We start from the raw sequence: 24,383 nt of genomic DNA, 5'->3' as shown, positions 1-24,383 counted from the left end.
TTAAAGTTTCGTTGTGGTACCGAGCGTTGCGTATTGCTCGTACGACTTCATCTGTCTTGCGATCTGCGAGATCTTGCTGGCGTAGTTCGGGTCGGTGGCGTACCCGGCCTTTTGCAGCTCCCGCACGAACTGTTCTGGGTTATCGGCTGACTTCACCGCATCTTGATAGCGCGAATTGTTCTGCAACAGACTTACCAGGTCGTGGAAGCTGTCCTGGTAAGAGTCATAGGAACGGAACGCCGCCGTCTCCTTGACGAACTGACCGTCTCGGAATTCGCTGGTGATCGCCCGCGCCGAATCGCCTTCCCAGTTACCACTGGCCTTGATACCGAACAGGTTGTGGCTGCTGCTGCCGTCACTGTTGCGCATGACCGACTTGCCCCAGCCGGTTTCCAGGGCGGCTTGAGCCACCAGGTAACGCGGGTCGACACCGATGCGCTTGGCAGCCTGCTCAGCCATCGGCAGCATGGTGGCGACGAATTCGTCGCTGCCTGCGAAGGCCTTCTTCGGTGCCAGCGGCGGCTGCGCCACCGCGCGGCCGGTAATGCGCAGGCCGTTGTCGGGAACGGCGATAGCGGTAGCCACTTGCTGCCCGTCACGGGCCGGCACGGCTGCCGTATTGGTGGTCGCGGCCGGGCCGGTGGCCGAAGGCACGATACCGGCCAGCAGGCGGTCGGTGAGCTTGCCCGGCAGCGCCAGGCGCCGGGCATTGAGCGCGGCGACGTCATTACGCGTGGCAGCGGCCTGGGTGGCGTGCACAGGTTCGGCCACCTTGTTGCCCCACAGCGCAGGCGCACTGCCCTCGATACGTGGGAACGGGCTGGTGTTGACCGGCGTGCTCTTGTTCTTCGACAGCTGGCGCACCAGCACGTCTTGCAAACCGATACCACCACCCTCGCGGGACATGCTCACGGCCAACTGCTGGTCGTACATGTCACGGTACTGCTTGACCGTCTCGCTGTTCATCGGGTTGTCGTCGGCCAGTACATCGCTGGCCTTGCGCGAGGCTTTGAGCATCTCGCTGATGAACAGCGACTCGAACTCCTGAGCCACCTTGCGCACGTTGGCATCGCTGTCGCGGTCACCGTGCTTGAGCGAGCTCAGGCGGTTCAGGTCGGTGTAGGCACCGCTGTCGGCGTGGCTGGAGACGAGGCTTTTCGAATTCATCGGCGGCGTCCTCAGATCACGATCAGGTCGGCCTGCAAGGCGCCGGCCTGCTTCAAGGCTTCGAGGATGGCCATTAGATCGCTCGGCGCTGCGCCCACCTGGTTCACCGCACGGACGATTTCATCCAGGGTGGTCCCAGGGCCGAACTTGAACATCGGCTTGGCTTCCTGCTGGGCATTGACCCGCGAGCGCGGCACCACTGCCGTCTGGCCATTGGAGAACGGCCCCGGCTGGCTGACGATCGGGTCTTCGGTAATGGTCACGGTCAGGCTGCCGTGGGTCACCGCCGCTGGCGAGACCTTGACGTTCTGCCCGATGACGATGGTACCGGTACGCGAGTTGATGATGACCTTGGCCACGGCCTGACCAGGGTCGATCTCCAGGTTCTCGAGGATCGACAGGTAGTCCACGCGCTGGCTTGGGTCCATGGGCGCACTGACCCGTACCGAGCCGCCGTCCACGGCCTGGGCGACACCTGGGCCGAGCAGTTCGTTGACCTTGTCGACGATGCGCTTGGCTGTCGTGAAGTCGGGGCGGTTGAGGTTCAGGGTCAGGCTGTTGCCTTGGTTGAATCCGCTAGGCACGGCACGCTCGACCGATGCTCCGCCAGGAATGCGGCCGGCCGACGGAACGTTGACGGTGATCTTGGAGCCGTCACGGCCTTCGGCATCGAAGCCGCCGACCACCAGGTTGCCCTGGGCGATGGCGTAGACATTGCCGTCGATACCTTTGAGCGGCGTCATCAGCAGGCTGCCGCCACGCAGGCTCTTGGAGTTACCGATCGATGATACGGTGATGTCCACCAACTGCCCCGGCTTGGCAAATGCCGGCAGGTCGGCATGCACCGACACGGCGGCGACGTTCTTGAGCTGCACGTTGCCCGAACCTGCCGGCACCTTGATGCCGAACTGCGAGAGCATGTTGTTGAAGGTCTGCAAGGTGAAGGGGGTTTGGGTGGTCTGGTCACCCGTGCCATTGAGCCCCACCACCAGGCCGTAACCGATCAACTGGTTGGAGCGCACACCAGAGATGCTGGCGATGTCCTTCAGGCGCTCGGCATGGGCACCGAACGCACAGGACAGAAGCAGGGTCGCGGCAATCAGCTGCCTTAGGTTGAACATGTTCATCCGTACTCAGAAGGGCCAAAGCGGGCTCATGAAGAAGCGGTCCAGCCAACCGGGCTGGCTGGCATCGGCGAAGGAGCCTGTGCCTGAATAGGTAATGCGCGCGTCGGCCACACGGGTGGACGGCACGGTGTTATCGGTGGCGATATCGTCGGCACGGATCAGCCCGGCGATACGCACCAACTCCTCGCCGGTGTTGAGCGTCATCCACTTCTCGCCGCGCACGGCGATGATGCCGTTAGGGAGCACTTCAGCCACGGTGACCGTGATCGAGCCGGTCAAGGTGTTGCCTTGGGTGGCCTTGCTGTCGCCTTTGGTGGTGCGGTCACCGCTGTACCCGGCCGACAGCGACAGGTCGCCGCCGCCGAACGGATTGTTGGTATTGGGGTTGGCCCCGAACAGCGAGGTCAGGCCCAGGTCGGCCTTGCTGTTTTTCTGAATCTGCGACCCTGCGTTCTTGCTCGCCGAAGTGCGCTCGTTGAGGGTGATGGTGATGATGTCACCCACACGGAACGCCTTGCGGTCGGTGTACAGGCTCTGCTCGAAACCGGCCTGGTAGATCGAACCGTTGTTGGCAGCCGCCGGCAGCGGGGTGCGCGGCAGAACCGGCGCATAGTACGGGTCGTTCGGCTTAGGCGTCGGCGCGACGCAACCAGCCAACACCACCGCCCCCCCCAGGGCGAACACAGACAACAGACGCTTCATGACACATACCTCACGGTGTAACGGGAGTAGAACCTGCACTTAGGCTTGCAGCGACCACGCTTCAGAGCTGTTGCGTGACGAACGACAGCATCTGGTCAGCGGTGGAGATGACCTTGGAGTTCATCTCGTAGGCACGCTGGGTGGTGATCATGTTCACCAGCTCTTCGACGGTGCTGACGTTGGAGTTCTCCAGTGTCTGCTGCAAGGTGGTGCCAAAGCCATTGAGGCCTGGTGTGCCGACCTGCGGCGCGCCACTGGCAGCGGTTTCCAGGAACAGGTTGTCGCCGATGGCTTGCAGGCCAGCGGGGTTGATGAAGTCGGCTGTCTGGATATTGCCGATCACCTGTGCTGCGGGGTTACCGGCAGTGGTGATGGACACGGTGCCATCCTGGCCGACGGTGAAGGTCTGGGCATCGTTGGGCACCACTACCGCAGGCTCCAGAGCGAAGCCCTGGGCAGTGACGATCTGGCCATCGGAGTTGAGATGGAAAGTACCGTCACGGGTATAGGAGACAGTGCCATCAGGCTGCAGCACCTGGAAGAAGCCACGGCCATTGACCGCCATGTCCAGCGGGTTTTCGGTGGTTTGCAGGCTGCCGGTCTGGAAGTTTTTCTGGGTGCCGACGATGCGCACACCGGTACCTACCTGCAGGCCCGATGGCAGCTCGCTGTCCTGGGTCGACTGCGCGCCAGGCTGACGCTTGATCTGGTACAACAGGTCGGCGAATTCGGCGCGATCGCGTTTGAAGCCTGTGGTCGAAACGTTGGCCAGGTTGTTGGAAATAACGGTCAGGTTGGTGTCCTGGGCGGACAGGCCGGTTTTAGCGACCCAAAGAGCCGGAAGCATCAGTATTCTCCTCGTGCGCCTGTTTTACGGCACCCGTTCACAGTTGGTTAGCCGATTTGCAAAACACGCGCCATGGCTTCATCGCCTTCCTTGGCCGCGTTCATCATTTTCACGTGCAGCTCGAATTGGCGGGACAGCGCCAGCACCGACGTCATTTCTTCGACGGCATTGACGTTGCTGCCTTCCAGAAAGCCCGACACCACCCGCACATTGACGTCGGCAGCCGCCGGTTGGCCGCTCTGGGTGTGAATCAAGCCATCCAGACCTTTGGTCATGGTTTTGATGTCCGGGTTGACCAGCTTGATACGGTCGACTTCGGCCATCACCCGCGGGCCTTCACCCATCGAGCGGATGCTGAGGGTGCCATCGGCACCGACCTCGACTTTCTGCTCTGGTGGAATGGCGATAGGGCCACCGTTGCCGATCACCGGCATGCCATTGCCAGCTCGCAACACGCCAAGGGCATCGATGTTCAGGCTGCCGGTGCGCACGTAAGCTTCGCTGCCATCGGGCGCCTGCACGGCGATAAAGCCCTGGCCGCTCACCGCCACGTCCAGGTCACGCCCGGTCTCGACCATCGGCCCTTCGCTGAAGTCGGTAGCCGGGCGCTCGGTCATGGCAAATGCCCGCGACGGAAAGCTGTCACCGAACACCGGCATGGAGCGTGCCTGTTCCAGATCACGCTGAAAGCCATTGGTGGAAACGTTCGCCAGGTTGTTGGCGTGGGCCTTTTGCGCCAGCGCGTTCTGGCTGGCGCCGGTCATGGCCACGTAAAGCATCTTGTCCACAGTCATCCTCCGCTGCACTGACGATCGATTGCCGCTCGCCGCTGCTGTGCAGGCTTTAAAGCAAGTTCCGAACCAACTTTTCGAATTCATGAAAAAGCCCGTATTCACGGGCTTATTCAGGGTTTGCCAGCTGCCTGCCGCCGGTTATCCGGCGCCGGTTTGCCGATAGCGGCAACGGCTTACGGTTCGCGGCAACCGCCGTTGCTATAAGGGCCGGCGAATTTTTTCCAGCCCTGCCCCGGCGGCCATTGCGAACACACCAGCCGCCCGTCCGCCTGGCTTTCCCAACGCCACCAAGGCGCGGTGCCGGCGTGGGCCTGATACAGGTAGAAGGCGGCGAGCAACAGGATGGCCAGCTTGTTCATGGGTGCTCCAGATCGCCGGGGCCGCTCGACGGCCCCAGCGCGTCATCATCAGGTCATCTGGATGATGGTCTGCATGATGGTGCTTTCGGTAGAGATGGTCTTGGCGTTTGCCTGGTAGTTGCTCTGCGCCTTGATCAACTCGACCAGTTCTTGAGTCAGGTTGACGTTGGAGGCTTCCAGTGAGTTGGACTCAACGCTGCCCAAGGTGCCGGTTTTCGGCGAATCGATGCCCGGAATGCCCGAGGAATAGGTTTCCGTCCAACGGGTGCCACCGATTTGCTGCAGGCCCTGGTCATTGGCGAAGCTGGCCAGCGCCACCTGGCCAATGGCCCGGGATTGCTGGTTGCTGAAACTGGCGAACAGCACACCCGTGGAGTCGATGCTCAGGCTGGAGAGAATGCCGGTGGCGTAGCCGTCCTGGGACTGCGACATGCGCGCGGTCTCGGTATTGTACGAGGTGGTGCTGTTCATCGACAGACGCATGCCAGTGGTGTTCTCGGTGGAACCGTTGGCGATCCAGTTACCGCTGGCATCCTGAGTGGCTGGAATCCAGCCCTTGAGCGTGAAGGTGTTGTTGGTCACGCTCCACTCCGCCCCCGTCGGCAGCCCGGTGGTGTCAGTGGTCATCGAGGCCACGCTGCCATCGCTGTTGAAGCTGATGGTGCCCGTCAATGGGGTATCGGTGGTCGGGTCCATCGGGTTGCGGCCATCGATCAGGGTGTACATGGTCCACTCGTTCGTATCGGTCTTGCGATAGAACTGCTCCATGGTGTGCTCGTTGCCTTGGCTGTCGTAGACCTTGGTCGAGAACGACTTGCTGTACGAGGTTTCGTCGGTTGGGTCGAAGACGATCTCACCTGCGACCGGCGGCGTGGAAGGCAGCGGGATGGATTTGGCCGACGAGTTCAGGTTGATACCCTGGTCGATCAGGCTGGTGGCCTTAGGTTGCAGGGCGGAGGTATCGATCTTGAGGTCGGTCAGCACACCCTTCTTGATCGTACCGTTGGCATCCGCCGCATAACCTTGCAGGCGCAGGCCATCGGAGGTGACGACGTAGTTGTCCTTGCTGTTCTGGAAGGCGCCGGCACGGGTGTAGACCATCGAACCGTTGTCCGACAGTACGAAGTAGCCTTGGCCCTGGATGCCCATGTCCAGCACGTTGCCGGTGTTGTTCACGTCACCCTGGGTGAACTGCTGGGAAACCGCGGCCAGGCGCACACCGTTACCGACCTGGTTCTTGCCTACGCCCAGGCGGTTGGCACCAGCGTAGACATCGGCGAACTCGGCACGGGACGATTTGAAACCTGTGGTGTTGACGTTGGCGATGTTGTTGCCAGTGACGTCCAGTTGCTTGTTGGCTGCGTACAGACCGCTAAGGCCGATATTGAAAGACATGCTGTTGCTCCTTGTGCCGTTCTGGCCTTAGATACCGATGGTTTGTACGTCAGCGAGGGAAACCTTGCCGACGCCAGCGAGGTTGAGCACCATCTCGCCTGTGGTGTTGAAGCTGACGCTGGTGACCTTGGCCGGCAGCAGGGTATTCATCTGCACCGACTGACCGTCGACGGTGGTGCTGGCGGTGAAGGTGTAGGTGCCCGGATCGACCTTTTCACCGCTGGCGTTGGTGCCATCCCAAATGAAGTCGGCGTAGCCGGCTTTCTGCTCGCCCACCTCGATGGTCTTGACGGTGTTGCCGTCCTTGTCTTTGACGGTGATCTTCGCCCCATCGATGGCCTGGGGTACGACGAACTGGCCATTGAAGCTATCGGCGGTGTCGACCACGGCCTTGTCGTTCTGCACGATCACCGAGCGCCCGACCAACGAAGAAGCCTGCAGGGCCTGGGACGAGGCCATGGCACTGGTGATGTTGGTAACCGATTCATTGAGCGAGGTAATGCCTTCCAGGCTGCTGAACTGTGCCAACTGGGCGACGAACTCACCGTTATCCTGCGGGTCGAGTGGGTTCTGGTGCTGCATCTGGGTCACCAGCAGCTGCAAGAACGCGTCCTTGCCCAGCGTGCTGTTGCCCGTCTGGGAAGTTGTGTCTGTGGCGGTTTTCTTGGTGGTACCGGTGCTTACACCCGAGGCCGCCAGCACGTCATTGAGGTTGACACCGGTGGTCGAAGTATCGATGGCCATCGTCGCGATTCCTTATCACTGACCCAGGGTCAGAACCTTCTGCATCATGTTCTTGGCGGTGTTCATCAGCTCGGCGTTGGTCTGGAACGCGCGGCTGGCCGAGATCATGTCAGCCATCTCTTCAACCACATTGACGTTGGGGTAGTAGACGTAGCCGTCCTTGTTCGCCGCCGGGTGGTTAGGCTCGTAACGCGCCTCCAGGTTGCTCTGGTCTTCGACGATGCCCTTGACCTGCACGCCCTGCCCCGCCTCGCCCTGATCCTCGAACAGCGACTGGCTGGTGCCGTTCTGGGCGTTCTGGAAGGTGGTGGCAAATACCGGGTGGCGAGCACGGTAGGTCTGGTCGATGCTCGAGGACACGGTTTCGGCGTTGGCGATGTTCGAGGCGACGGTGTTGAGGCGAGTGTTCTGCGCGCTCATGCCGCTGCCGGCGATGTTGAAAACACTGGAAAGGGACATGAATTACTCTCCGCGCAGGGCCGACACCAGCCCTTTGAATTTACTGTTGAGCAGGGTGAAGCTGGCCTGGAACCCGATGGCGTTTTCGGTGTAGTTCGATTGCTCGATCTGGGCATCCACGGTGTTCTGGTCCACCGAGGGCTGAGTTGGCACGCGGTACTGCAAGCTGTCGTCAGCCATTGCCAGCCCTTGGGCCTCGATATGCCGGCTATTGGTACGGTCCATGGCAAAGCGCCCGCTTTGCTGCTTCTGACTCTCGGCGGCAAGCACCGAAGAGAAGTCCAAGTCACGCGCCTTGTAGTTGGGCGTGTCGGCGTTGGCGATGTTGTTGGCCAACACTTCGGCACGCTGGGCGCGAAAACCCAGGGCTTTTTCGTGAATGCCAAGCGCCTTGTCGAAACTGATGCTCATAATCGGGTAAACCTTCGAAGGTTGGCCGGAATTTCGTTGAGCAAGTCATAGCAAGGGTTGTGCCAAAGACCTGAAATTGCGCAAACACTGGGCTGCAGTGTATTCCGCTACTGGCCCGATGCCAGAAAAGCGGCAAAGTGCTTCCGCTTGGCCAGGGAAAAGCGGCAATTGAGGGGTGGCAAAAGCGGCAAATCAAAAAATTGACGTCAAACCGCTACGTCACGATTTGCGGGTTGAACCGCGAGATATCTGGCACAGGCAAACAAAAAAGCCGGCAATTTGCATTGCCGGCCATCGCGCTCACTTGGCCTGGTAGATGATACCGGGGCTGCACTGGACCATCTGGTAATGGTCCGGCAACCCGTTCAGCGCCTCCGAGGCACCTAGGAATAGATAGCCCCCAGGCTTGAGGGTGCTGTGGATGCGCATCAGGATGTCCTTCTTCACCTGCGCCGAGAAGTAGATCAGCACATTACGACAGAACACGATATCGAACTTGCCCAGGCTTGCGTAACTGTCGAGCAGGTTGAAAGCGCGGAACTCGACTCGGCTACGGATGGCCGGCTTGACCGCCCAGCGGCCGGGCCCTTTGGTGTCGAAATAACGCTGCAAGCGCTCCTGGGACAACCCACGAGCGATCGCCAGGCTATCGTACTCACCGCTTTTGCAATTGGTCAGCATCGAACCGGAAAGGTCGGTGGCGACAATCTGCGCCCCCATCTTCAACTGGCCAAGGTTACTGCGCTCGAATTCGTCGATGGCCATCGAGATCGAATACGGCTCCTGCCCCGACGAACAGGCCGCCGACCACATGCGCAGACGCTGGCCGGGGTTGTTTTTGATGAACTCAGGTATGACCTTGTTCTTCAGCACTTCGAACGGGTAGGTATCGCGAAACCACAGGGTCTCGTTGGTGGTCATCGCATCCACCACCTGCTCACGCAGGCCGCCGCGCGGCTGGGTCTGAATGCGCTGCACCAGCTCGCCGAGGCTCTTGATACCCTGTTGCTCCATCAGCTTGTTGAGACGGCTGGAAACCAGGTACTGCTTATTCTCCCCCAGCAGGATGCCACAGGCTTTTTCCAGGAAGACCCTGAACTGTTCGAATTCCAAATTACCCGTAGACACTACTGCCGCCTCTTTTCAATCACTGGTGCCGGGGGGCTGCCCCCGGCTGCTTCAATGCGTTGCCTTGATTCGGTCGACCACGCGCTGGGCCAGGTCATCCGGCCTGAATTTGGCGAGGAAATCATCGGCACCGACTTTCTTGACCATCGCCTGGTTGAATACCCCGGACAGCGAAGTATGCAGGCAGATGTGCAATTTTTGCATACGCGGATCGCTACGGATTTCTGCGGTAAGCGTATAGCCGTCCATTTCCGGCATTTCAATGTCGGAAATCATCATCAGAAACTCTTCTTCCGGCCGCTTGCCCTCGTCCACCAGCTTGCGCAGGTAATCCAGGGCCTGACGACCATCGTTGAGTGCCACCACCTCCACCCCCACCGTCTGCAGGCAGCGGCTGACCTGCTTGCGCGCCACCGACGAATCGTCGACGGTAAGCACGCGCAACAAAGTGGCCTTGTCCTGCACCTCGGCATCGACCACACCGGCAGACACCGATTCGGACGACGGTGCCACCTCGGCCAGCACCTTCTCCACGTCGATGATTTCGACCATGCGGTTATCGACCCGGGTAACGGCCGTCAGGTAATGGTCGCGCCCAGTGCCCTTGGGTGGTGGATGGATCTCTTCCCAGTTCATGTTGACGATACGCTCGACCGAATGCACCAGAAACCCTTGGGTCTTGGTGTTGTACTCGGTGATGATCACGAAACTGTTGCGCGTGTCTTCCTGCAAGCCTGGCAGGCCGGTCGCCATCGACAAATCGAGGATCGGGATGGTCGCCCCGCGAATGTTCGCTACACCTCGCACAACCCGGTGAGACTTGGGCAACAGGGTCAGCTCAGGGCATTGCAGCACCTCGCGGACCTTGAACACGTTGATGCCGTAAAGCTGCGCTCCATTGAGACGGAACAGCAGCAATTCCAGGCGATTCTGCCCAACCAGCTGCGTACGCTGGTTGACTGAATCCATTACCCCCGCCATGCCTGACTCCTTATGCTTTCTGCCTTTTTGGTGCCACTTGCTCAGCAAGTCGGCACGGGCTTTGCTTTTTTGAGCGCCATGTACACGAAAACGACAAATTTCCGACGACTGACGCACCTGCTGAGCGGCTTGCTCGCCACGCTATGCCTGCTGGCACCTGGCGCTCGCACACTGGCGGACGCGGTTACCTTGCCTGAACAGCTTATCGGTGTCACCCAAGGGTTTCTTGAATTCAGTGTCGAGGACTATCTGGCGACCACGCAAACCCCAGGGCGCTACGAAATTCAGGTCAACCCGCTCGACCCGCGCCTACGCATGCCCCTGTGCAGCCAGCAACTGGACGCGTCGCTGGAAAGCCCGGCCCAACCGCTGGGGCGGGTGACCGTGCGGGTGCGCTGCAACGGCAGCGCGCCCTGGACCATCTTCGTACCGGCAACGGTGAAGCTATTTCGCGAGGTGGTGGTGGTCACTCGGCCACTCAAACGTGACAACGTGGTCGGCGAGAACGATGTCGCGTTGCGCGAGCGCGATGTCGGCACGCTGAACCAGGGTTTTCTCACCGAACTGGATCAGGCGGTGGGCATGAAAATGCTACGCCCCACAGTGCTCGACCAGGTACTCACGCCGCAGCACCTTGAACAGGCCGAGGTAGTGCGCAAGGGCGATCATGTCGTGATTACCGCGCGCAGTGGCTCGCTGAGCGTGCGCATGCCTGGTGAAGCGCTGGCCAAAGGTGGCGAAGGCGAGCAGATCCGCGTGCGCAACCTCAATTCGCAGCGGGTGGTCAAAGCCCGGGTGACCGGCCCAGGCCACGTCGAGGTCGCCATGTAGATTACGCTGGCAGTGCGCTGCGGCTTTTCCTAAACTGTGCGCAAACGGGTTCGCGGGCTTGCTGACAGGCGGCTACGCATTCATGCCTAAAGTTTATTTCGGGTTGGCCGAAAACAAGGCAAGCGTCCAAATACCCAGAGGTTTGCGATCATGGCCATCGACTTAAGTCGTTTGAACAACTCTCCGTCCATCACGGGCGGCGTTCGTGGCAACGCCACGTCCGGCAACGCCGAAAAAACCGGCGAAGCCAAAGAAGCGCCCAAAGGCGCCAGCGCCAGCGGAGAAGCGGTACACCTCAGCCAAGAGGCCCAGCAGTTGCAACAGGTCAGCGACAAGCTGCGCGACCAGCCCGTCGTCAACAGTGCCCGCGTGGCGCAGTTGAAGCAGGCCATCGCAGACGGCAGCTACCAGGTCGACGCCGGCCGTGTCGCCAGCAAACTGCTCGATTTCGAAGCCCAGCGCTGACCGTTCGTCGCGCTGACTTCACGGACGCTATGTAAAGCCAAGAGTTAGCCATGCACGACATCACTTTGCTGCAACTGATCGAAGACGACATCGCACCGACCCAGGAACTGCTCGACCTGCTCCAGCAGGAGTCTATCGCCCTGCACGGCCGCGACATGGCTCCGCTGGAGGGTATCCTGGCGCGCAAGCAGTCGCTGATCGTCCTGCTCGAGCAGCAAGGCATGCGTCGCAACAACCTGCTCACCAGCCTTGGCCTTAGTGCCAACCGTGCCGGTGTGCAGGCACTGGCCGCTCAGTCGGACAACGGCGAGCTGATCATGCAGCAGCTCGAAGTGCTGAACCAGTTGATGACGGCGTGCCAGAAGGTCAACGAGACCAACGGCCGGATGATTCAAGTGCAACAACACGTCACGGCCAACCAGATCAATATCCTTCAGGGCGGTGAAGCGCCATCGCTCTACGACAGCCGTGGCACCACCTCCCCACTAGCCAAGCCCCGGGCGCTCAGCCAGGTGTGATTATTTCTATCAAGGCACGGAACATACTGGCAAAATGCCGTTACTTGCGTGTGTCGTTTTTGCCTGGAGATTGATAACCCGTGTTCAATGAAGCCGATGCCCCGCAACCGCCAAAGGTGCTGAACACGCCTTTGGAGATCGCGGCCAACCTGCGCCTACTACAAGAAAGCCACGATCCGCTGATCATCACCTTCCACGAGCGCAGCCAGCGGTTCCAGAGTTACGTGGTGCACGTAGACCGTGACAGCAATGCGCTGGCCCTGGATGAAATGATTCCGCGCGATGGCGAAAAATTCATCGAGAACGGCGAAGCGTTCCGCATCGAAGGCTTCCACGACGGTGTGCGCATCGCCTGGGAATGCGACCAGCAGTTGAAAATCAGCGAGGTCGATGGTCATCGCTGCTACCGCGGTGCGATGCCTGAAGAAATGACCTACCACCAGCGCCGCAACGCATTCCGTGCAGCGCTCAAGCTGTCGCAGTTGGTCGACATCATTCTCGATGGCAGCTACCTCAAGGGTAACGGTGCCTTGCGTGGCAAGCTGCTGGACATTTCGGCCACCGGCTGCAAGCTGCGCTTCGACGGTAACGTCGAGGACCGCCTGCAACTGGGCCAAGTGTACGAACGCTTCAAGGCCAGCAACCCGCTAGGCCTGGTTGATACCATGGTGGAACTGCGCCATCTGCACTTCGAAGAGCGGATCAACACCACCTTTGCTGGCGTGCGCTTTCATAACCTCACAGGTCAAGCCCAGCGCAAGGTCGAAAGTTTCGTCTACCAGTTGCAGCGTGAGGCTCGGCGTTTCGATAAAGACGATTATTGAACCGAGCCGCGCTCGCCGAACGCCACCCACCGGGTGGCGTTTTCGTTTGCCGATTGGCGTAAGGTTTCCCCATTACGCGTGATTGACCGACTTCCTACTGTAGAGCGCCCCAAGCCTGCAACAGGCGCATCAGGAACGAGGCCTAGCATGATTCAATCGACATTCACCGCTGAACTGCATTGCCACTATGGCCGTATCGGGGTAGTTGAAACCCCCATCTGGGTGCACCCAACGCTCTCACTGGACGTCGATGGCTGGCTGTGCACAGAGCACCACTTGCGGGGCACCTCCAGCTTCAAGCCCATACGCTTTGAGTTCGCCTTCGTGGAAAAAGGACGTAACCGCATCTACTACAAGATCAAATGCGACACTTCTTGGGAGTACCAAGACGCAAGGCTCGCCAAAAACGGCAATGGCTGGCTGGGCCTATACGGTACTCACGTATTGGGCAGGTTATTGGACTTGCCACACGATCTGTTTTCGCAGTCGCGCAACAAATGGAAGATCGAATTGCTGCAACCCTGGGATGGTGATGTGGCAAGCGCCGAGCATATCGATTTCCACCTGCGCGACTTGCAGGGCCACAGGGTGTCAGTTGTGCCCTATAGGCACGTCAGCAACAAGGACAGTGACAATCTGCGTTTGTGGTTTCTCAATGCCGGCGACAAACAGGGCGAAGTGCTGACGCTGCAGCTGCGCAATATAGAGCTCAAGCACTAGTGACATTGCCGCCTGCCAGCAATCAGGCACGGGGCCTGCTTGCTGGCAGTTCGATTACACCGGCCGCTCGACGTGCCCCGGCGCCGCCTCTACCCCCGCCTTTTCCTCTTCTTCGGTATCCTCAGCCGCAACTGGGGTCTGCATCACGTCCTGCACGGTCTGCTCATCCACACGGGGGTCGAGGGCCGCCGACAGTGGCGAGCCGGCCGCTGGCATGGCCACGTGCCCCAGTGGAGCATCCTGCACCTGGTGCAGCCCGGTAACGGCTTTTGGCCGGATGCGCCAGACCAGCACCAGGGCGAAGAATGCGAAGAATGCGTAGAGCATCTGCGCCCCGAATACTTTCATCAGAACACCCGCCGCCAAGGGCCCGATACAGGCACCCACGCCATAGGTGACCAGCAGCATGGCCGTCAACGAAACCCGCCGCTCGCTCTCGACATGGTCATTGGAGAACGCCACCGCCAGCGGGTACAGGCAAAATTGCAGCAGGGAAATCACGAAGCCAATGCCGAACAGCACCTCAAGCGGCACGCTGGGCAATAGGGCGAGCGGCGCCGACGCCACTGCCAAACCCACTGCGACGCTACGAATCAGCACAGCACGGTCATACCGGTCGGACAGCCAGCCAAGCGGCCACTGCACCAGCAGCCCGGCAAAGATGCAGCAACCCATGAACAGACCAATCTGTTCGGTCGACATGCCTTGACTGGACGCGTACAGCGGCGCCAAGCCATAGAACGAGCCGACGATCAGGCCCGAACCCAGTACCGTGCTGAGCGACTGTGGTACCCGCTTGATGAAGAACTTTGGTTCCATCGGTGCCGGGCGCAGCGGTGCTGGGTGGATGCGCCGTGTCATCGCTACCGGCACCAGACACAAGGCGAAGCACATGGCTACCAGCATCAGCAGCTCAGGGCCCAGTTGCGGGTGTACCACCAGAATCAGCTGGCCAAGCACAAGGCCAAGGTAGGAGGCGATCATGTAGCCGCTGAACACCGCACCCCGATGCTTGGCGTCGGCCTGCTCATTGAGCCAGCTTTCGATGACCATATACTGGCACATCATGCCCAGGCCGACGATCATCCTCAGCCCGACCCATACCGGCAGCCAGCTGGTCAGGCCATGGCCAAGCACCGCCGCACCGACGATGCCGGCGCACGTGGCATAGGCTCGAATGTGCCCAACCCTACCGATAAGCCGGTGGCCGACCTTGCCGCCTACCGCCAGACCAAAGTAGTTGGCTGCCATCAACGCACCTACCCACAGGCTATCGACATGCTCGGCCGCCAGGCGCAGTGCCAGGTAAGTGCTCAGCAGGCCGGAGCCGATCAGCATCATCAAGGCGGCAAAATACAGCGACTGAAAGGGCTTCCAGATGTTTCGCATACGTCCCGTCGAACTCCCTGGTCAGGTGGCGTTGGCTTGCCGCAAGCATAAAAGCAAAACGGCCGTAATGCAGTCCTGCGCCAGCCAAATCGGCTGACAGCGGCGCGGCCAGTACCAAGGGTGTCGCGCTCAGGCCTGTGAGGCCAGCACGCGTCGCTCCCATGGCGTGATTTCGTTGAAGAAGTCCGTAAGTTCAAGGGTCTTGCTCGCAACGTAGCCTTCGATGAACTCATTGCCGAACAGTTCCCGGGCCAACGCACTGCGCTTGAGGCGCTCCAGTGCTGCATGCAGGGTGCAAGGCAGACTCAAGTGCTCCGGCACCTGGAACTCGCCCTGGATCGCCGGGGTGGGCTGCAGGCGCTGTTCGATGCCATGCAGGCCCGCGGCCAAGCTGGCAGCGATGGCCAGGTAGGGGTTGGCGTCTGCGCCCGGCAAGCGGTTTTCCACCCGTCGCGCCACCGGGGCGCTGGCAGGGATGCGCAGGCCTGCAGCGCGGTTGTCCTCGGACCAGCAGGCATTGTTCGGCGAAGCGTAAGGGTGGCACAAGCGCTGGTAGGAGTTGACGTTGGGCGCGAACAACGCGGTGAAGTCGGCCATGCACGCCTGCTGGCCACCGATGAAGTGGTAAAACGCCTCGGTCGCCTCGCCTTTCTGGTCGCTGAATACATTCCGCCCGCTGGCAATCTCCACCAGGCTCTGGTGAATATGCATGGAACTGCCCGGGGTATGTGCCAACGGTTTGGCCATGCACACCACAGTCAGCCCGTGCTTTAGGGCCACCTCTTTGAGCAGGTGCTTGAACAGGAAGGTCTGGTCGGCCAGCAGCAGCGGGTCGCCGTGCAGCAAGTTGATCTCGAACTGGCTCACGCCCATTTCATGCATGAAGGTGTCGCGTGGCAGGCCCAGGGCCGCCATGCATTGGTAGACCTCCTGGAAGAATGGGCGCAGGCCGTTGTTGGAGCTGACGCTGAACGCCGAATGCCCAAGCTCACGGCGGCCGTCCCTGCCAAGCGGGGGCTGGAAGGGCTGCAGCGGGTCGGCGTTGTGGGCAAAGACGAAGAACTCAAGCTCGGTCGCCACCACCGGTGCCAACCCCAGGGCTGCATAGCGGGCGATCACCGCTTTTAGCAGGCCCCGCGTGGACAGCCCGGAGGGCATGCCGTCAAGTTCGTTGGCATCACAGATAGCCAGCGCCAGGCCCTCTTCGCTCCATGGCAGGCGATGGATCTGTGCAGGCTCGGCCACCAACGCCAGGTCACCGTCATCACTGCCGTAGAAACGCGCTGGAGGGTACCCCCCCATGATGCATTGCAAGAGCACCCCCCGGGCCATCTGCAAGCGGCGGCCCTCGAGGAAGCCTTCGGCGGTCATCACTTTTCCACGGGGGACGCCGTTGAGGTCGGGGGTGACGCATTCGATCTGGTCAATGCCCTGGAGGATCTCGGCAGGCGAGCGGTGGGCGGCGGTGGTCATGACGCTTGTCCTTGTTGTTATGGGCTGGCCACAACATAGGCTAGGGGTGTTTAAAATATCAAGCACCCTCTCGCATAGACTGTGCCAGCCTATTCGCGCAAGGTCATGCCATTGGCAGGCAACGGTAAAGCGGTCTTGTAGCGCACCTGCTTGAGGGCAAAGCTTGAGCGGATGTTGGCCACCCCTGGCAAGCGCGTCAAATAATCGAGGAACCGTTCCAGGGCCTGGATACTCGGCAGCAGCACCCGCAGCAGGTAGTCCGGATCTCCCGTCATCAGGTAGCACTCCATCACCTCTGGCCGCTCGGCGATTTCTTCCTCGAAGCGGTGCAAGGCCTGCTCGACCTGTTTCTCCAGGCTGACATGGATGAACACGTTCACGTCCAGGCCCAGCACCTGGGGCGACAGCAAGGTGACCTGCTGGCGAATCACCCCCAGCTCCTCCATCGCCTTGACCCGGTTGAAACAGGGCGTGGGCGACAAGTTCACCGAGCGCGCCAGCTCGGCATTGGTGATGCGGGCGTTGTCCTGAAGGCTGTTGAGAATGCCGATATCGGTACGATCGAGCTTGCGCATGAGACAAATTCACCGGTTTTTTGTGCTTGTGCGGAATGTTTATCTCCCCTGTCAGACAAAGGCAATCAACTTGAGAGAAAAATTCTCTCGCCCTGCCACTAAGATGTAAGTGACGCTGACCTGCCAGTCACAAGCCGGTAGTCAGCGGCGACCGCTTCAGAGCTCACAAAAACAACATCCGAGCGAGCGTAAAAAGCATGAACGAGTACGCCCCCCTGCGTTTGCATGTGCCCGAGCCCACCGGCCGGCCAGGCTGCCAGACAGATTTCTCCTACCTGCGCCTGAACGACGCAGGCAAAGTCCGTAAACCCCCAATCGATGTAGACGCCGCCGACACCGCCGACCTCTCCTATAGCCTGGTCCGCGTACTCGATGAGCACGGCGATGCCCAGGGCCCATGGGCCGATGACATCGACCCCCAGGTGCTGCGCCAAGGCATGCGTGCGATGCTCAAGACACGCATCTTCGACAGCCGCATGGTGGTTGCCCAGCGCCAGAAAAAGATGTCTTTCTACATGCAGAGCCTGGGCGAGGAAGCCATCGGCAGCGCCCAGGCGCTGGCGCTCAACCGCACTGACATGTGCTTCCCCACCTACCGCCAGCAAAGCATTCTAATGGCCCGCGACGTGTCCCTGGTGGACATGATCTGCCAGCTGCTGTCCAACGAGCGCGACCCGCTCAAGGGCCGCCAGCTTCCCATCATGTACTCGGTACGCGATGCCGGGTTCTTCACCATCAGCGGCAACCTGGCGACCCAGTTCGTGCAAGCAGTGGGCTGGGCCATGGCCTCGGCGATCAAGGGCGATACCAAGATCGCTTCGGCCTGGATCGGTGACGGCGCCACCGCCGAGTCGGACTTCCACACCGCCCTGACCTTCGCCCACGTTTACCGCGCCCCGGTGATCCTCAATGTGGTCAACAACCAATGGGCGATCTCCACCTTCCAGGCGATCGCGGGTGGTGAACAGACCACCTTCGCCGGCCGTGGTGTGGGTTGCGGCATCGCCTCGCTGCGGGTCGACGGTAATGACTTCGTCGCCGTCTACGCCGCCTCGCGCTGGGCCGCCGAACGCGCCCGCCGTGGCCTTGGCCCGTCGCTGATCGAGTGGGTGACCTACCGCGCCGGCCCGCATTCGACGTCCGACGACCCGTCCAAGTACCGCCCGGCCGATGACTGGAGCCACTTCCCACTGGGCGACCCGATCGCCCGCCTCAAGCAGCACCTGATCAAGACCGGTCACTGGTCCGAGGAAGAACATCAGGCCACCACCGCCGAGTTCGAAGCAGCAGTGATCGCGGCGCAGAAAGAGGCCGAACAGTACGGCACGCTCGCCAATGGCCACATTCCCAGCGCGGCGTCGATGTTCGAAGACGTCTACAAGGACATGCCTGAGCACCTTCGTCGTCAGCGCCAGGAACTAGGGGTCTGAAATGAACGATCACAACAACAGCATCAACCCGGAAACCGCCATGGCCACCAGCACACTGACCATGATCCAGGCCTTGCGCTCGGCCATGGATGTCATGCTCGAGCGCGACGACAATGTGGTGATATACGGCCAGGACGTCGGTTACTTTGGCGGGGTTTTCCGTTGTACCGAAGGCCTGCAGACCAAGTATGGCAAGTCGCGCGTGTTCGACGCGCCGATCTCGGAAAGCGGTATCGTCGGCACTGCCGTTGGCATGGGCGCTTATGGCTTGCGCCCGGTGGTGGAAATCCAGTTCGCCGACTACTTCTACCCGGCCTCCGACCAGATCGTTTCGGAAATGGCCCGTCTGCGTTACCGCTCGGCCGGCGAGTTCATCGCCCCGCTGACCTTGCGCATGCCCTGCGGTGGCGGCATCTACGGTGGCCAGACCCACAGCCAGAGCCCCGAAGCGATGTTCACCCAGGTCTGCGGCCTGCGCACGGTCATGCCGTCCAACCCATACGACGCCAAAGGCTTGCTGATCGCTTCGATCGAATGCGACGACCCGGTGATCTTCCTGGAGCCCAAACGCCTGTACAACGGCCCGTTCGACGGCCATCACGACCGCCCTGTCACCCCCTGGTCGAAACACCCGCAGAGCGCTGTGCCCGACGGTTACTACAGCGTACCGCTGGACAAAGCGGCCATCACCCGTCCCGGCAACGACGTGACCGTGCTGACTTATGGCACCACGGTGTACGTGGCCCAGGTGGCTGCCGAGGAAACCGGTGTGGATGCTGAAGTCATCGACCTGCGCAGCTTGTGGCCGCTGGACCTTGAAACTATCGTCGCGTCGGTGAAAAAAACCGGCCGCTGTGTAGTGGTCCACGAGGCCACGCGTACCTGCGGCTTCGGCGCCGAACTGGTGTCGCTGGTGCAGGAGCACTGCTTCCACCACCTCGAAGCGCCGATCGAGCGTGTCACCGGTTGGGACACCCCCTACCCCCACGCACAGGAATGGGCGTACTTCCCAGGCCCATCGCGGGTGGGCGCGGCATTGAAACGGGTCATGGAGGTCTGAATGGGCACGCACGTCATCAAGATGCCAGACATTGGCGAAGGCATCGCGCAGGTCGAGTTGGTGGAATGGTTCGTCAAAGTCGGCGACGTCATCGCTGAGGACCAGGTAGTGGCCGACGTCATGACCGACAAGGCGACGGTGGAAATCCCCTCGCCGGTCAGCGGCAAAGTATTGGCCTTGGGCGGCCAGCCGGGCGAAGTGATGGCGGTCGGCAGCGAGCTGATCCGCATCGAGGTCGAAGGCGGCGGCAACCATGTCGAGGTGCCGCAGGCCAACGTGGCGCAGGCTCCCAGTGCAACGGTTGCGCCCAAGCCTGAGCCACAGGCCATCCAACCCGTAGCCGCACATACCCCGGCGCAGCTTGCCCAAGCGCCGATCGTGCCGCGCCAGCCTGGCGACAAACCGCTGGCTTCGCCTGCCGTGCGCAAACGCGCACTGGATGCCGGCATCGAGTTGCGCTATGTGCATGGCAGCGGCCCGGCCGGGCGCATCCTGCACGAAGACCTCGACGCGTTCATGAGCAAACCGCACAGCGCTGCCGGCCAGGCCCCGCAGGGCTATGCCAAGCGCACCGACAGCGAGCAGGTGCCGGTGATCGGCCTGCGCCGCAAGATCGCCCAGCGCATGCAGGATGCCAAGCGCCGGGTCGCGCATTTCAGTTACGTAGAAGAGATCGACGTCACCGCCGTGGAGGCCCTGCGCCAGCAGCTCAACGCCAAGCATGGCGATACGCGTGGCAAGCTGACGCTGCTGCCGTTTCTGGTACGCGCTCTGGTGGTAGCCCTGCGCGACTATCCGCAGATCAACGCCACATACGACGACGAAGCACAGGTCATCACCCGCCATGGTGCGGTGCATGTGGGCATCGCCACCCAGGGGGACAACGGTTTGATGGTCCCGGTGTTGCGCCACGCCGAAGCCGCCAGCCTGTGGGCCAACGCCAGCGAGATCGCACGCCTGGCCAACGCTGCGCGCAGCAACAAGGCCAGCCGTGAAGAGTTGACCGGTTCGACCATCACCCTGACCAGCCTCGGTGCCTTGGGCGGCATCGTCAGCACACCGGTGGTCAACACACCGGAAGTGGCGATCGTCGGCGTCAACCGTATCGTCGAACGGCCGGTGGTGATCGACGGCCAGATCGTCGTGCGCAAGATGATGAACCTGTCCAGCTCATTCGACCACCGGGTGGTCGATGGCATGGACGCCGCGCAGTTCATCCAGGCCGTGCGCGGCCTGCTCGAACAACCTGCCTGTCTGTTCCTGGAGTGAGCATGTCGCAGATCATCGATACTACCCTGCTGATCGTCGGCGGTGGCCCGGGTGGTTATGTAGCCGCTATCCGTGCCGGGCAACTGGGCATTCCTACGGTGCTGATCGAAGGCCAGGCCCTGGGCGGCACCTGCCTGAACATTGGCTGCATCCCGTCCAAGGCGCTGATCCATGTGGCCGAGCAATTCCATCAGACCGCACGTTTGGCCGGGCATTCGCCACTGGGCATCAGCGTCGACAACCTGCGCCTGGATATCGCCCAGAGCGTGGCCTGGAAGGATGGCATCGTCGACCGCCTGACCACAGGCGTGGCTGCCTTGCTGAAGAAACATGGCGTGAAGGTGATCCACGGCTGGGCAAAGATCCTCGATGGCAAGCAGGTCGAGGTCGACGGCCAGCGTATACAGTGCGAACACCTGCTGCTGGCCACTGGCTCCACCAGCGTCGAACTGCCAATGCTCCCCTTGGGTGGGCCGATCATTTCATCCACCCAAGCCCTGGCGCCCTCAACGCTACCCAAGCATCTGGTGGTGGTGGGTGGCGGGTACATCGGCCTGGAACTGGGCATCGCCTATCGCAAGCTTGGCGCACAGGTGAGCGTCGTGGAGGCGCGCGAACGCATTCTGCCGACCTATGACAGCGAGCTGACCGCCCCCGTAGCGCAGGCTCTGAAGACTTTGGGCATCAGCCTGTACCTGGGCCACAGCGTAGAGGGCTATGAAGACGGCTGCCTGCTGGCCAGCGATGGCCAGGGCGGGCAACTGCGCCTTGAGGCCGACCGGGTGCTGGTGGCAGTAGGCCGTCGGCCACACACCCAAGGGTTCAACCTGCAATGCCTGGACCTGAAGATGAACGGCGCTGCGATCGCCATCGATGCGCGCTGCCAGACCAGCATGCGCAACGTCTGGGCCATTGGTGACGTGGCCGGTGAGCCGATGCTTGCCCACCGTGCCATGGCGCAGGGTGAGATGGTTGCCGAAATCATCGCTGGCAAAGCGCGACGGTTCGAACCTGCAGCCATCGCCGCAGTGTGCTTTACCGACCCGGAAGTGGTGGTGGTGGGCCACACGCCCGAGCAAGCCAGCCAGCTTGGGCTCGACTGCATCGTCGCGCAATTCCCGTTCGCCGCCAACGGCAGGGCCATGACGCTTGAATCGACCAGCGGTTTCGTGCGCGTGGTGGCACGCCGTGACAATCACCTGATCGTCGGTTGGCAGGCGGTTGGAGTGGGCGTGTCCGAGCTCAGTACTGCATTCGCGCAGTCGCTGGAGATGGGCGCACGGCTGGAGGATGTAGCCGGGACCATCCATGCCCACCCGACCCTGGGCGAGGCGGTGCAGGAAGCGGCGCTGCGTGCGCTGGGCCACGCACTGCATATCTGACACTGGAGCGGCCAAGGCCGATTTGACCCGCTCGCCCTGGCGCTGCGGGTCTTTTTTATCCGCTAACGCCTGCGTGCCCTCGCGCAGACCGATCGTTTCGAAAAAGCCATTGTGGCAACGCGCTGCGCCCTTTACTTTGTGCAGCCCCGATGAGCGTCAAGGAATACCCCATGTCACACCAAGGCGCGATGCCCGCCTTCAGCGAAGGTGCCCGCGCGGTCCTGCCATTGATGACCGGCATGCTGCCCTTTGGCTTGATCACCGGAGTGACTGCCATAGGTATCGGTATGTCGCCTGCCGATGCCATGGGCATGACCTTGCTGTTCTATTCCGGGTCTGCGCAGATGGTGGTGCTGCAACTGATGCACAGCGGTGCGCTGCCGCTGACCATGGTGGTGACCGCACTGGTGATCAACCTGCGCTTTGTGATGTACAGCGCAGCCCTGGCGCCCCATCTCAGTAACCTGCCGCGGCGCAAGACTTGGCCGTTGGCATTCGTGCTCTCCGATCAGGCTTTTGCACTGTGCAGCCTGAAGTTCGGCACCGGCCCGGTGGGCCGATCTGCCTTCGCGTACTACATGGGAACAGCCCTGCCGATGTGGGTCGGCTGGAACCTGGCTGTGCTGGCCGGTGTTTACTTGGGTGCCGGCATCCCGCAATCCTGGTCGCTGGGCTTTGCCATCCCCTTGTCGTTCCTGGCCCTGCTGGTGCCGAGCATCCGTAACCCGGCAATGTTGGGCGCAGCGGTGGCGGGCGGTGCGCTGGCGGTTCTGGCACATGACCTACCCTACAACCTGGGTTTGCTGGCCGCGTCGCTGGGCGGGGTGATCAGCGGCTTGACCATCGAGCACCTACGCAAAGACGCAAACAAGGCAGCGCAGACGCCATGACCGAGCTATCCCCCTGGGTCACCTTCGCCCTGATCGGCCTGGGCACTTTCGCGATACGGCTGTCGTTCATCGAATTCTATGGTGCATTGCGCATTCCACCGGTTTTGCGCCGCGCGCTGGTGTACGTGCCAGCCAGCGTACTGGCCGCCTTGGTACTGCCGGCGGTGGTGTTCGAGGCCGGGCAGCCTGGCATCGACATAGGCAACCCGCAGCTACCTGCGGCGATCGTCGCCGCGCTGGTCGCCTGGCGCACACGCAGCACGCTGCTGACCCTGGGGGTCGGCATGGGTGTGCTGTGGGGGTTGCAGTACTGGGGCTATTAAGCTCTGCGTGAGTACCCTCGAGAGCTGTCGCACGCCTTCGCACGGCCGCGCAGCGCTCAACCGCAAGCCTTTCACCGCTTCTACCCCAGGGCACAATCCGTATAATCGCGTCTTTTTGTAAGCCTAAGACGTAATTCAATGAAGAAACTGCTCTGCGCCGTCGCACTTGCCTTCGCCGCCCTACCCGCCGCCTTCGCCAGCCCACCCGCCACCTTCACCGAAGCCAAGGTGGTCGCGAAACAGAAGATCTACCTTGACCAAAACAACAGCGCCACCGGCGACTTGTACTGTGGCTGCAAGTGGACCTGGGTAGGCAAGTCAGGCGGGCGCGTCGATTTGAAATCCTGCGGCTATGAAACCCGCACGCAGCAAACCCGCGCCGAGCGTACCGAATGGGAGCATATCGTCCCGGCCTGGACCTTCGGCCACCAGCGCCAATGCTGGCAGAACGGCGGGCGCGAGCATTGTGTCGACAGCGATCCAACCTTCCGCGCCATGGAGGCCGATCTGTTCAACCTCTACCCATCGGTGGGCGAAGTGAATGGTGACCGCAGCAATTTCAACTACGGCATGGTGTCTGGGGTTGCGCCGCAGTATGGCCAATGCACCACCAAGATCGACTTCCAACAGAAAACCGCCGAGCCACGCGACGAGGTCAAAGGCTTGGTAGCACGCACCACGTTCTATATGTTCGATCGCTACAAGCTCAGCATGTCGCGCCAGCAGCAACAGGTGTTGATGGCCTGGGACAAGCAGCACCCGGTAACGGCCTGGGAAAAGCAACGGGATCAGCGCATTGCCGCGATCATGGGCCACAGCAACCCGTTCGTCACCGGTGAGCGCAAGTGGGCGCTGGGTTACACGCCACAAGGTGCTGGCGTTGCCTCGGCACCGGCTGTCAAACCGGCGCCGGCCGAGCCGACACTGGCCAATGCACTAAGCGCTGGCGCGGTGCTGGGTAACCGCAATAGCCATGTCTATCACCTGGCCACTGGCTGCCCAGGTTACAGCCAGGTGTCGCAGAAGAACCAAGTGGCGTTTGGCAGCGAAGCCCAAGCGCAAGCGGCAGGGTATCGCAAGGCAGGTAATTGCAGATAAGCGGCTTGCAGGTCGGCTGGAG

27 protein-coding genes are annotated in these 24,383 nt (G+C 61.4%); 12 read left to right on the top strand and 15 right to left on the bottom strand.

Going from position 1 to position 24,383, the window contains the following annotated elements:
* The 12 genes from flgJ to ACK59H_RS06490 form a co-directional block, all read right to left on the bottom strand.
* Nucleotides 1–1,167: a flagellar assembly peptidoglycan hydrolase FlgJ gene (gene flgJ / locus ACK59H_RS06545; RefSeq protein ID WP_060476942.1), complete on the bottom strand. Its 1,167-nt coding sequence runs from the start codon at nt 1,165–1,167 to the stop codon at nt 1–3.
* 11 nt (nt 1,168–1,178) lie between these two features.
* A complete protein-coding gene (locus ACK59H_RS06540) occupies nt 1,179–2,288 on the bottom strand; it encodes a flagellar basal body P-ring protein FlgI (protein WP_060476978.1) in 1,110 nt (369 codons plus the stop codon).
* Between the two features lie 12 nt (nt 2,289–2,300).
* Nucleotides 2,301–2,996, bottom strand: a complete 696-nt coding sequence (flgH, locus tag ACK59H_RS06535) for a flagellar basal body L-ring protein FlgH (RefSeq protein ID WP_060476943.1) — start codon at nt 2,994–2,996, stop codon at nt 2,301–2,303.
* Nucleotides 2,997–3,057: 61 nt separating this feature from the next.
* Entirely contained in the window at nt 3,058–3,843 is a 786-nt protein-coding gene (gene flgG, locus ACK59H_RS06530) for a flagellar basal-body rod protein FlgG (protein WP_060476944.1), read from the bottom strand.
* 47 nt (nt 3,844–3,890) lie between these two features.
* Entirely contained in the window at nt 3,891–4,631 is a 741-nt protein-coding gene (locus ACK59H_RS06525; protein WP_060476945.1) for a flagellar basal body rod protein FlgF, read from the bottom strand.
* A gap of 179 nt (nt 4,632–4,810) precedes the next feature.
* A complete protein-coding gene (locus ACK59H_RS06520) occupies nt 4,811–4,996 on the bottom strand; it encodes a hypothetical protein (RefSeq protein ID WP_060476946.1) in 186 nt (61 codons plus the stop codon).
* 48 nt (nt 4,997–5,044) lie between these two features.
* Entirely contained in the window at nt 5,045–6,391 is a 1,347-nt protein-coding gene (flgE, locus tag ACK59H_RS06515; protein WP_060476947.1) for a flagellar hook protein FlgE, read from the bottom strand.
* Between the two features lie 27 nt (nt 6,392–6,418).
* On the bottom strand, nt 6,419–7,135 hold the full coding sequence (gene flgD, locus ACK59H_RS06510) for a flagellar hook assembly protein FlgD (protein WP_060476948.1): 717 nt from the start codon (nt 7,133–7,135) through the stop codon (nt 6,419–6,421).
* A 15-nt stretch (nt 7,136–7,150) separates the two neighbouring features.
* Nucleotides 7,151–7,594, bottom strand: a complete 444-nt coding sequence (gene flgC / locus ACK59H_RS06505; protein WP_060476949.1) for a flagellar basal body rod protein FlgC — start codon at nt 7,592–7,594, stop codon at nt 7,151–7,153.
* Between the two features lie 3 nt (nt 7,595–7,597).
* Complete coding sequence (gene flgB / locus ACK59H_RS06500) at nt 7,598–8,005, bottom strand: flagellar basal body rod protein FlgB (protein WP_060476950.1); 408 nt, start codon at nt 8,003–8,005, stop codon at nt 7,598–7,600.
* Nucleotides 8,006–8,305: 300 nt separating this feature from the next.
* Nucleotides 8,306–9,133 carry a protein-glutamate O-methyltransferase CheR gene (cheR, locus tag ACK59H_RS06495; protein ID WP_060476951.1) on the bottom strand — a complete coding sequence of 276 codons (828 nt, stop codon included), beginning with the start codon at nt 9,131–9,133 and terminating at the stop codon, nt 8,306–8,308.
* Nucleotides 9,134–9,184: 51 nt separating this feature from the next.
* Nucleotides 9,185–10,114: a chemotaxis protein CheV gene (locus tag ACK59H_RS06490; RefSeq protein ID WP_060476952.1), complete on the bottom strand. Its 930-nt coding sequence runs from the start codon at nt 10,112–10,114 to the stop codon at nt 9,185–9,187.
* Nucleotides 10,115–10,192: 78 nt separating this feature from the next.
* On the opposite strand from ACK59H_RS06490, the gene flgA reads away from it, so the two are divergent.
* From flgA to ACK59H_RS06465, 5 genes are all read left to right on the top strand, one after another.
* Nucleotides 10,193–10,945, top strand: coding sequence for a flagellar basal body P-ring formation chaperone FlgA (flgA, locus tag ACK59H_RS06485; protein ID WP_060476979.1), 753 nt, complete (start codon nt 10,193–10,195; stop codon nt 10,943–10,945).
* Nucleotides 10,946–11,095: 150 nt separating this feature from the next.
* Nucleotides 11,096–11,410, top strand: coding sequence for a flagellar biosynthesis anti-sigma factor FlgM (flgM, locus tag ACK59H_RS06480; protein ID WP_060476953.1), 315 nt, complete (start codon nt 11,096–11,098; stop codon nt 11,408–11,410).
* Nucleotides 11,411–11,460: 50 nt separating this feature from the next.
* On the top strand, nt 11,461–11,928 hold the full coding sequence (locus tag ACK59H_RS06475; protein ID WP_060476954.1) for a flagella synthesis protein FlgN: 468 nt from the start codon (nt 11,461–11,463) through the stop codon (nt 11,926–11,928).
* 80 nt (nt 11,929–12,008) lie between these two features.
* A complete protein-coding gene (locus ACK59H_RS06470) occupies nt 12,009–12,752 on the top strand; it encodes a flagellar brake protein (RefSeq protein ID WP_060476955.1) in 744 nt (247 codons plus the stop codon).
* A 147-nt stretch (nt 12,753–12,899) separates the two neighbouring features.
* On the top strand, nt 12,900–13,472 hold the full coding sequence (locus ACK59H_RS06465; RefSeq protein ID WP_060476956.1) for a hypothetical protein: 573 nt from the start codon (nt 12,900–12,902) through the stop codon (nt 13,470–13,472).
* A 54-nt stretch (nt 13,473–13,526) separates the two neighbouring features.
* Here ACK59H_RS06465 and ACK59H_RS06460 read toward each other — a convergent pair whose 3' ends face one another.
* The 3 genes from ACK59H_RS06460 to bkdR form a co-directional block, all read right to left on the bottom strand.
* Entirely contained in the window at nt 13,527–14,861 is a 1,335-nt protein-coding gene (locus tag ACK59H_RS06460) for an MFS transporter (protein WP_060476957.1), read from the bottom strand.
* A gap of 129 nt (nt 14,862–14,990) precedes the next feature.
* Nucleotides 14,991–16,232, bottom strand: a complete 1,242-nt coding sequence (locus tag ACK59H_RS06455) for a glutamine synthetase family protein (RefSeq protein WP_196375118.1) — start codon at nt 16,230–16,232, stop codon at nt 14,991–14,993.
* Nucleotides 16,233–16,423: 191 nt separating this feature from the next.
* Nucleotides 16,424–16,909 carry a Bkd operon transcriptional regulator BkdR gene (bkdR, locus tag ACK59H_RS06450; protein WP_060476959.1) on the bottom strand — a complete coding sequence of 162 codons (486 nt, stop codon included), beginning with the start codon at nt 16,907–16,909 and terminating at the stop codon, nt 16,424–16,426.
* A 197-nt stretch (nt 16,910–17,106) separates the two neighbouring features.
* Here bkdR and ACK59H_RS06445 point away from each other — a divergent pair, with 197 nt between their 5' ends.
* The 7 genes from ACK59H_RS06445 (at nt 17,107) to ACK59H_RS06415 (ending at nt 24,361) form a co-directional block, all read left to right on the top strand.
* Nucleotides 17,107–18,339: a 3-methyl-2-oxobutanoate dehydrogenase (2-methylpropanoyl-transferring) subunit alpha gene (locus ACK59H_RS06445; RefSeq protein ID WP_060476960.1), complete on the top strand. Its 1,233-nt coding sequence runs from the start codon at nt 17,107–17,109 to the stop codon at nt 18,337–18,339.
* Between the two features lies 1 nt (nt 18,340).
* A complete protein-coding gene (locus ACK59H_RS06440; protein ID WP_060476961.1) occupies nt 18,341–19,399 on the top strand; it encodes an alpha-ketoacid dehydrogenase subunit beta in 1,059 nt (352 codons plus the stop codon).
* The gene (locus ACK59H_RS06435; protein WP_060476962.1) at nt 19,400–20,668 is read left to right on the top strand and encodes a dihydrolipoamide acetyltransferase family protein; all 1,269 of its coding nucleotides are present in this window, start codon (nt 19,400–19,402) and stop codon (nt 20,666–20,668) included.
* A gap of 2 nt (nt 20,669–20,670) precedes the next feature.
* The gene (lpdA, locus tag ACK59H_RS06430) at nt 20,671–22,050 is read left to right on the top strand and encodes a dihydrolipoyl dehydrogenase (RefSeq protein WP_060476963.1); all 1,380 of its coding nucleotides are present in this window, start codon (nt 20,671–20,673) and stop codon (nt 22,048–22,050) included.
* Between the two features lie 170 nt (nt 22,051–22,220).
* Nucleotides 22,221–22,940, top strand: a complete 720-nt coding sequence (locus tag ACK59H_RS06425) for an AzlC family ABC transporter permease (RefSeq protein ID WP_060476964.1) — start codon at nt 22,221–22,223, stop codon at nt 22,938–22,940.
* Complete coding sequence (locus ACK59H_RS06420) at nt 22,937–23,263, top strand: AzlD domain-containing protein (RefSeq protein ID WP_261743836.1); 327 nt, start codon at nt 22,937–22,939, stop codon at nt 23,261–23,263. Before ACK59H_RS06425 ends, ACK59H_RS06420 begins: the two co-directional genes overlap by 4 nt.
* 138 nt (nt 23,264–23,401) lie before the next feature.
* The gene (locus ACK59H_RS06415) at nt 23,402–24,361 is read left to right on the top strand and encodes an endonuclease (RefSeq protein WP_060476966.1); all 960 of its coding nucleotides are present in this window, start codon (nt 23,402–23,404) and stop codon (nt 24,359–24,361) included.
* Nucleotides 24,362–24,383: the final 22 nt, after the last annotated feature.

The organism is Pseudomonas sp. KCJK9000 (genome assembly GCF_046230725.1).
Taxonomy (GTDB): domain Bacteria; phylum Pseudomonadota; class Gammaproteobacteria; order Pseudomonadales; family Pseudomonadaceae; genus Aquipseudomonas; species Aquipseudomonas promysalinigenes.
Note: the sequence above shows the minus strand (reverse complement) of the source record. Positions and strands in the feature narration are given on the sequence as shown.